Source organism: Nostoc sp. (assembly GCF_036917455.1).
Classification (GTDB): Bacteria; Cyanobacteriota; Cyanobacteriia; order Cyanobacteriales; family Nostocaceae; genus Nostoc.
The window spans coordinates 1-8,096 of record NZ_JBALDK010000136.1 but is presented as its reverse complement, the minus strand read 5'-3'; the positions used below and the strand labels follow the sequence as shown (position 1 = coordinate 8,096).

Below are 8,096 nucleotides of genomic sequence, written 5' to 3'. Positions count from 1 at the left end.
AGAGGGGACAATTTGTAATATCTTCATTTGTTTGTCATTTGTTATTTATTAATGACTAATGACTAAATCTTGATAAAACTCTAATTGTTGTTTAGCCAAAGCTTTATTTGTATATTTAACCATTGCTTTCTGATAACCCATTTCACCCAGAGTGTGAGCCAAATCTGGTTTATCCATTAATTGAACTAAGCAATTAGCAAGGGCTTGGGCATCACCTTCAGGAAATACTAAACCAGCATCGCCAATTACATAGGGAATTTCACCAGAGTTAGAACCAATCACAGGTACTTGGCAAGCCATCGCTTCAATTATTACATGACCAAATTGTTCTTTCCAGCCAGCAGAAGTTAAGGTTTTAAATTTGTAAGTTGTTTCTGAGGGCAGTACTAACGTACTCATTAAATTGATATAGTTTGCAACCTCATCATGAGGGACGCTTTCTATTAAGATTAGCCGTTCTTGAATATTATTTTCTGCCGCAACTTTGATTAATTCAGCTTGTAATTCTCCCCGTCCCAGCAGCAATAATTTCCAAGGTTTATTTTTCAGTGCAATTAAGGCTTCTAAAAGCGTTAACAAACCCTTTTCTTGCACAAATCTACCAACAAAACCTACTACAAAATCTTCTTTATCAATACCAAACTTAGCTGCTAACTCTGGTTGGACTTTGGGAGTAAATAAACTTTCATCTACACCCAATTGCGGCATAACTTTAATTGCCCCTTTATATCCTCGTTGTCGCAAAACTTCTGCCCCGTCTTGATTGCCAGAAATAATGCCGTGGCTGTGGTTGAGGTTATATTTTTCTAATAAAGCAATTGGTAGTTTTAGATTATATGGTAGATTCCACCAGGTAAAAAATACATTTTTTGCATTGAGTCCTAATAGCTGATTTAAGGCAATCATCTGAGTATAAGCCAGTCCCCTAGACCCTTGTTCTACTTGGATGATTTGCGGACGAAATTGTTTTAGCAAAGATATCAAATCAGCGCCAAAAGTAAGAAGTCCCTGATGATTTTGACTAAAATTAGAAACGGGAACTATTCTAAATGTGCCTTCATCACGGTATTCAGTTTCAATAATTCTGTTTTGTACGCCGCCTGGTTTCCAGCGCTTTGGGACTACAACTGTCACTTCAACTCCCGGTTCTAGTTGAGACAAAGCGCGTAATTTCTCACAGTTGAGGTCTACGATATAAGTGTGACTAGCAACTAAGATTTTCATTGATATTTATTAATTGTCATTTGTCATTCACTAACTCCTGATTTATAACTCTTAACTCTAACTAAACTTGTTCATCCAATCGACTGTAAATTTGACCATCGTTCCATAACGATTGGATGACACTACCCAAGGCTTTGAAAAAACCCAAAATGTAGAATATAGCGCGAGTGGCAATTTTGATGGGAGAACCACTTTTATGGCAAGGTGGTCGTCCCAGAACGTGACAGTCAAATAAACGACCGTATAAGCGTAAAGCTTGAGTCACAGTCAGGTTTTTCAGCCCTAGTAGGAAATGGTTGTGGTAGAAGGTCAGTTGATATTTTAGCGATCGCATACTAATATCATGACAACCCCCTGTTTCTTCGCCTAAATGCACCAAATGGGCTTCTGGGTCGTACCAAATCTTATATCCCGTCTTTCGCACCCGCAAACAAAAATCTGACTCTTCCCGCACTGCACTACCGCGAAACCTTTCATCAAACCTTAGCCCATACTTAGTAAAAATTTCGCGGCGAAATGACATATTACAACCCCTCGCTGTCAGCACTTGCTGGGGTTTTATTGTATGTACTAAATCAATATGATACCAAGCAATTCCTGGATCCATAGCTTCGGGAGGCAGATATTCAATCTGTAAATCTCCTCCAGAATCACCTAATTTCATTCTGTCAAATACCCGTCCGGCGACAGCCCCCACTTCAGGACTTTGCACATAATTTTTTGCATGGGCTGCTAACAATCCAGCGGTTAGCTGAACATCATCATCAATAAATAATATTATTTCACCAGAAGCCCGCCGCACAGCATAATTTCGCGCCCCTGGTAAACTTGCCCAATCTAAGCGCAACCATTTGATTTTACCTGCCCCTGCCATCTCTTCTAGGTAAGCTTGAATCTCTGGTTGGTGGGTTTGGGTTTGGTCTACTACTAAAACTTCAAAATTTGGATAGTCTTGTTTCAGGACATCTACAATACTATCCCGTAGCGCTTCCTCTCGACCATAAGTCGGGATAACTACAGAAATTAAAGGATAATTATTCATGATTTTTATTAAGTACTTTTTCTACTTTGAGAGTAACCTGATAAATTTTTATTAAAATTTATCAGCTACTATTGCCTTAATTTATATTCAGTCAATAACCGAAAAACTAGTTACAACTGCTTTTAATTTTTTATCCTCCCGCCGCAGCCGCGTAGAGATTATCAAATAACTCATTTTGCTTTTCGGAGTTATGTACAATTTGCGCTTGAGCTAATGCTCCTGCACTTAAAAATTCATAATGTTCTCGTTTATCACTTCTATCAAGAAAGTGAATGATTTGTTGCAATGCTTGTTCTGCTAAATAATCGTATGTACTATTGACAATTTCCCAATATTCATCGCTTTTAGTTTTCTCTCCATGTACCCAATTGCTCCAGTGCCTAATTTCATTAATTGGTAACTCTAAAATATAACCATTTTCGCCATGACGAACTAACTCTGGTAAAGCACATACATTTGTCGTAATTGCAGGAGTTGCAACAGAAAAGCCTTCAATGATACTATAGCCATAAGTATCATGTAATGTCGCCATTAATTGAAAATGACTTTGCGATAATAACTCAAGAACTTTTTCATTAGGAATATTTTTGTGAAAAATAACGTTATTTAACTTCAGTAACTTTAAATCCTCTACATATTTACTGCGATCGGGAAAATCAGTCGGAACTCCTGAACCATGTCCTAGTTCTGAAACTATGTGTACAGTAATCGGTAAACCTAATTTTTCAGCTTTCTTAGCGAGTCTTAAAGCAACAATTCCACCTTTACGGGCAATATGGTTTCCGATAAATATAAGCTGGAGATTTTGCTGTTCCTGATAAAATTTTGATTTGCTAACTCTGACTGGGAAGTTGGGATGAATAACCTGCAATTTCTTACTTACTTTCTCTTCTATATTCCAACCTACTATCCGCTTAATTAATCTCAACTTAGCATAATCAGAAATAGCGATAATTTTTTGACAATTATCTAGTGCTAATCGATTATTTAAGATTTCATAAATTGCCGCATCACCTTGATTGTGGGGATTTCTAAATAAAACACGATGATCCTCAAAGGTGAGAAACCAAGGTTTATTTGTATATAAAATTCTGTTGAAAGAATGAATAGCTTGGTATCTCTCCCATACAGGTTGCCAAGCCATAAAGCTGCCTAAAGGATACCAAATTTTTTCTATAGGATATCTACCTGCCGGGAAAGGCTTGGGGCGGATGAGTGTATGCTGAGAATTTCGAGGTAGGTTAGGAATGCTGAGGTGTTTTTGACCTCCTATGACAACTTTTGCCATTTTTCTTTCATTTAAATTGTTTTTAGACGTTTTTTCTGGTTTTTGTGCTGAGGATTAGCATCTTCTTTATCTTGTTTCTCCAGTTCTGGCAATTTAAAAAGAACTCCCGCAAAAAACCAATAATAGACAGCAACAGGATCGACATCCAGAGGATAGTAGTAGGTGTTGTAGCTAATAAACAATATAAACACCCACAAAGCCGCTCCGTAACTGCGGAAATTACGGTTCTTTATGGAACGATAGGTTTTAAAGCCAATAATTGTTAAAGTTGTTACCAAACTTAGAAAAGCTAGTACTCCAACAATTCCAACTTCAAAAAGGACTTTAGGATAGTAGGTTTCCACGAGTTTAGTTTTACCCATTGCGCGAGCAGAGTTAGTTGCTCGACCTAAGCCACTTCCCAAAGGCCCATCGACGTTTTTCCAATTCTCTTCAAATTGCTGGACGATAAAATCTTGAGGTGGTGAAGCGTCCCAACGACTAGTAAAACTCTCAGTTCTCTCTTGGACGACAGTAGGGTTAGTCACCATTGCTATTCCTAAAATAAAGGCAAGTCCTATTCCTATGGGAATAAACCGTTTAAGGTTGCCAATTTGACCAGTCAGCAATAGCAAAATCCCGAAGCAGATGGGTACTAAGGCTAAGGCGATTCTTTGTCCAGAAATTACAGCATTGATAAAGACTGCCACCAAAGAACCTAAACCTAACACCCGCCATAATGTGGAAGAGTCAGCGAAGCCAGTCGCAAAGCTAAAAAAGGTGCTGGAAATTAGGAACCACGCCCATTGCCAAGGGGCTACAAATGTTCCTGGTAGACGAATCACTCCTTCTTCGGGACTATATAAGAGCGCTCCACCAAAATAACATCGGGCTTCTAGTGATGTGACAAATAGGGCATTTCCTTCAAGACCTCTAGTGCCTTTACATATACCAGTTAGTAGTAACAGGTATTGGATAAATCCCAGCACACAGCAAACTAGTATCAGGACAATCTGGAGGCGCGATAAAAAGAGAAAATCCCGCTTATCCCGAATTAGATAGTAAGCACAACCAAGCAAAGGGACATAGCCTAAAAATACTTTCAGTCCCAGAATTCCCATACCTAAAGGTATTTCTTTCTCTGCTTTTTCCAATAATCCCACGCTAGGCGGGTTAAACTGCTGTCCACCATTGACAAATATTAGTGTTAGTATGCTGCAACCCAAGACAATATAAAGTGGGATTTTAATGCCTTGGGGAATAATTAGGGGTAATCCCTGCTTTCGACAAGTTTGCCAAAGTCCAACTAGCGCTGGAACATAAAAGGCATCTTTAGCTAATTGGAGTATAGGACTACTGCCCAAGTAGTAAGTGATAGTACCCCCAACAGGTACATAAATGATGAAGGCATATAGCGCTTGGCGCGGGTATTTGTAAGAAAGGGACATGATGATTATCCCTAAAACACCAGGAAGTGCTGCTTTAATTCCACCTACGAAAAAAAGTACAATCCCAACGAAGACACCGCAAGAAGTGGCGGTGGTCAGTAAACTAATGAGTTCTTTACGTGCTAGGGCTGCTTTGCGTTTTTGGGCTAACTGTTCTTTAAGGCTAAGGGTAGAAGTTTCCTTGGAACCCTTTTTTTTCGACTTTTTAGATGTCTTGGATTTTGACTTTATTTTCGGCATAGTAGTGCTGTAGCCTATCAGCATCGGGGTAATACATTATACTTGACAAATCTTTTGGGATTGCTGTAAGTTGTACAATCCAAATTCGTCTTTAACTGATTGATTTAATAATTTGCGATTAAAAATACTAAATCTCAATCTTTTTGAATTATCAAAAAGGTTTTCTCCTGTATCCAGGATATAAACTGCTCCTGCAAATGGTAATGATTTAATAGCTTTTCCTTGGTTCTTTAAAATATCCCTAACTTTGCCGTGATCTATATAATATCTATAATATCCGTAGCCCCGATTATATTCAGCGTTTTCGGGTAAATAGTTCAAATTATAGCGAAGAATGTTACAACTACCGCACATTTTATAAAAGTTTTTTCTTTTAATATATATATATTCACTGCCTTCTTGATATTTATAACCTTTATTGATAACCCATCCATCAGATTCGGGATGTTGTTGAATAAATTTGGCTAAATTTTTGCTAACACAATCATCAGCATCAATTGCCATAGTGTGAGTAGGAGAAAATTGTTTAGCATAAATCAGTCCTTTCATAATTTTACGCCCTTTATCTGTATCTCCTTTAGCTACAGGATCAGTCTCGTTGGGAGGGGAAAAATCCACTGTAACGTATGTGATATGAGAATTTTTGAATTCTATTTTTGGCTTTTCGTGACAAACAACAATAACGTGAAAGTTAGGTGAGGTTTGATTGCAAACTGATTTAATACATCTTTCAAATAATTGTGTAACACGTTCCCAGGATTTGGAAACTTTTGCACTTTTAAGTGGGATAACAAAAACAAGCATGATATTATCCTTAAAATAAATATAGGAATCAGCTTTGATTTCTGGAGTTACTTGGCTTAACAGGCAACAGTTACTTTTGAAAAATCTGAGTATTTTTCAAAAGCAAAATGTGAGTTTTATAGTTAAGAATCTCGAAGTAAATAATAACATGTTCCGACTTAGCTCGACTTTATCCAAAATTAATAACTCGGTTTTATTTATCCAGCAAAACCCTGGCTTTTTGGCAGATGTTTTTTCCACTCAAAAATTAAAACGACTGTCTTATATAGGTTTCGGCATTTTTGCAACGTCTTTGCCGGAGTATCGCGTTGTGAAAAACTGGATAAAGTCTAGATAACAATACAAATACAAATGTCACAGCTTTTACAGATAACCAAGGCTGGCTAATTTGTAGAAGCTGTGACGAAAAATTGACGCTTGTTAAAAGCTGAGATAATAGCTAATTTAGTCCATTAGATATTGCTGGACTTTTGAAACTAATTCATTTGTCCAGTAGTTGGTAAGTTCGGCATTGGCAGCTTCTACCATGACTCTAATTACTGGTTCTGTACCAGAGGCGCGAACCAAGATTCTGCCGGAATTACCCATTGCTGCTTCAGCAAGAGCGATCGCTTGTTGCACCGGTTCGCAATCTTGCCATCCCAAACGGCGATCGCGATCTACAACTCGCACGTTCCGCAATAGTTGCGGATATGTCTGGAAGCTTTGATCTACTAATTCGCTAAAGGGAACACTCGCCTCTTTCACCAAAGATGCTATGTGTAATGCTGTTAACAAACCATCTCCAGTTACGGCATAGTGACGGCAAAGAATATGGCCTGATTGTTCGCCGCCTAGCATTCCCCCAGTTCGCTGCATTTCGGCTTGGACATATTGATCGCCGACTGCGGTACGAATTAAGTTACCACCAATTTGTTGCCAAGCTTTTTCAAAGCCTAAGTTAGCCATGACTGTAGATACAATCAGGTTGTCTGGCAGTTGTTGGTTTTGTTGTAAATGCCGTCCCCACAGGTAGAGAATGTAATCACCGTTAACTTGCCTACCAGTATTGTCTACTGCTAAGACGCGATCAGCATCGCCATCGAAGGCAAAGCCGATGTCGGCGTTGAATTCTTGAACTGTGGCGGCAAGAATATCTAGGTGGGTGGAACCGCAGTTAACATTAATGCGATCGCCATCTGCTTCGTTATGCAAGCAGATTACCTCTGCCCCCATTTCTGTAAATACTGATGGTGCTAACCCGACTGCTGCACCCCACGCCAAGTCTAAAACAATCTTCATTCCATGAAGATTTAGGGCACTGTTCAAGGGTTTTTTCAACGCCTCGCCATAATGCCCCACTAACTCGAAACGTGAGTAATGCCGTCCGCAATTATTGACTTTAGCGATCGATGATATTTTCCCACGCAGCCCCGCTTCTATTTCTGCCTGCAATATTTGCGGTAACTTCCCACCATCGCCACCAAAAACCTTAATTCCATTGTCCTCTGGGGGATTGTGACTAGCAGAAATCATCACTCCACCGATGGCATCACTGATGCTGGTGAGATAGGCAACGCAAGGAGTAGGACATAATCCCAAATACCAAACCTCTAAGCCTGCTGCTGTTAACCCTGCACTCAAAGCCATTGCCAGCATATCGCTGGAGTTTCTAGAGTCCTGTCCGAGAATGACTGGCCCTATTTGAGTAGCATGGTTACGTAAAACAATTCCCGTCCAAAAACCAACTTGTAATGCTAAAGGCGCACTTAGTAATTCTCCGACTCGTCCGCGAATCCCATCTGTACCAAATAAAGGATTTGCTGGTAGTGGGATTGAATTTAGCCCAAAACTGCTCTCAATCCCTTTGCCCAATCCTTCAACTTCGGAAGCAGAACCCCCAGGAATGCCCGGTGTGCAAGTTATAGATGAAACCATATATTTAAACACTCCACACAATCACACTGAAAAATAGCACTTAAGACTTTGATTCAGCAATTTTGACATGCTTTTTCTCTTTAGAAATTTATTCTATTCAAACTATCTTTACGTAGTTATACTGAATTAATGCTTTTAAAATTGTAAATATTTC

6 protein-coding genes are annotated in these 8,096 nt (G+C 39.1%); all 6 read right to left on the bottom strand.

The window, feature by feature from the left end; translation table 11 throughout:
- Positions 1–48 precede the first annotated feature (48 nt).
- Positions 49–1,224: a hormogonium polysaccharide biosynthesis glycosyltransferase HpsO gene (gene hpsO / locus V7K42_RS14010; RefSeq protein WP_334917083.1), complete on the bottom strand. Its 1,176-nt coding sequence runs from the start codon at positions 1,222–1,224 to the stop codon at positions 49–51.
- Positions 1,225–1,285: 61 nt separating this feature from the next.
- Positions 1,286–2,266 carry a hormogonium polysaccharide biosynthesis glycosyltransferase HpsN gene (gene hpsN, locus V7K42_RS14005; protein ID WP_334917081.1) on the bottom strand — a complete coding sequence of 327 codons (981 nt, stop codon included), beginning with the start codon at positions 2,264–2,266 and terminating at the stop codon, positions 1,286–1,288.
- Between the two features lie 130 nt (positions 2,267–2,396).
- Positions 2,397–3,554, bottom strand: coding sequence for a glycosyltransferase family 4 protein (locus tag V7K42_RS14000; protein ID WP_334917079.1), 1,158 nt, complete (start codon positions 3,552–3,554; stop codon positions 2,397–2,399).
- A gap of 11 nt (positions 3,555–3,565) precedes the next feature.
- A complete protein-coding gene (hpsL, locus tag V7K42_RS13995; protein WP_334917077.1) occupies positions 3,566–5,221 on the bottom strand; it encodes a hormogonium polysaccharide biosynthesis protein HpsL in 1,656 nt (551 codons plus the stop codon).
- Between the two features lie 36 nt (positions 5,222–5,257).
- Positions 5,258–6,025, bottom strand: coding sequence for a glycosyltransferase family A protein (locus V7K42_RS13990; RefSeq protein WP_334917075.1), 768 nt, complete (start codon positions 6,023–6,025; stop codon positions 5,258–5,260).
- A gap of 444 nt (positions 6,026–6,469) precedes the next feature.
- A complete protein-coding gene (gene glmM / locus V7K42_RS13985; RefSeq protein WP_334917073.1) occupies positions 6,470–7,942 on the bottom strand; it encodes a phosphoglucosamine mutase in 1,473 nt (490 codons plus the stop codon).
- Between the last annotated feature and the right edge of the window lie 154 nt (positions 7,943–8,096).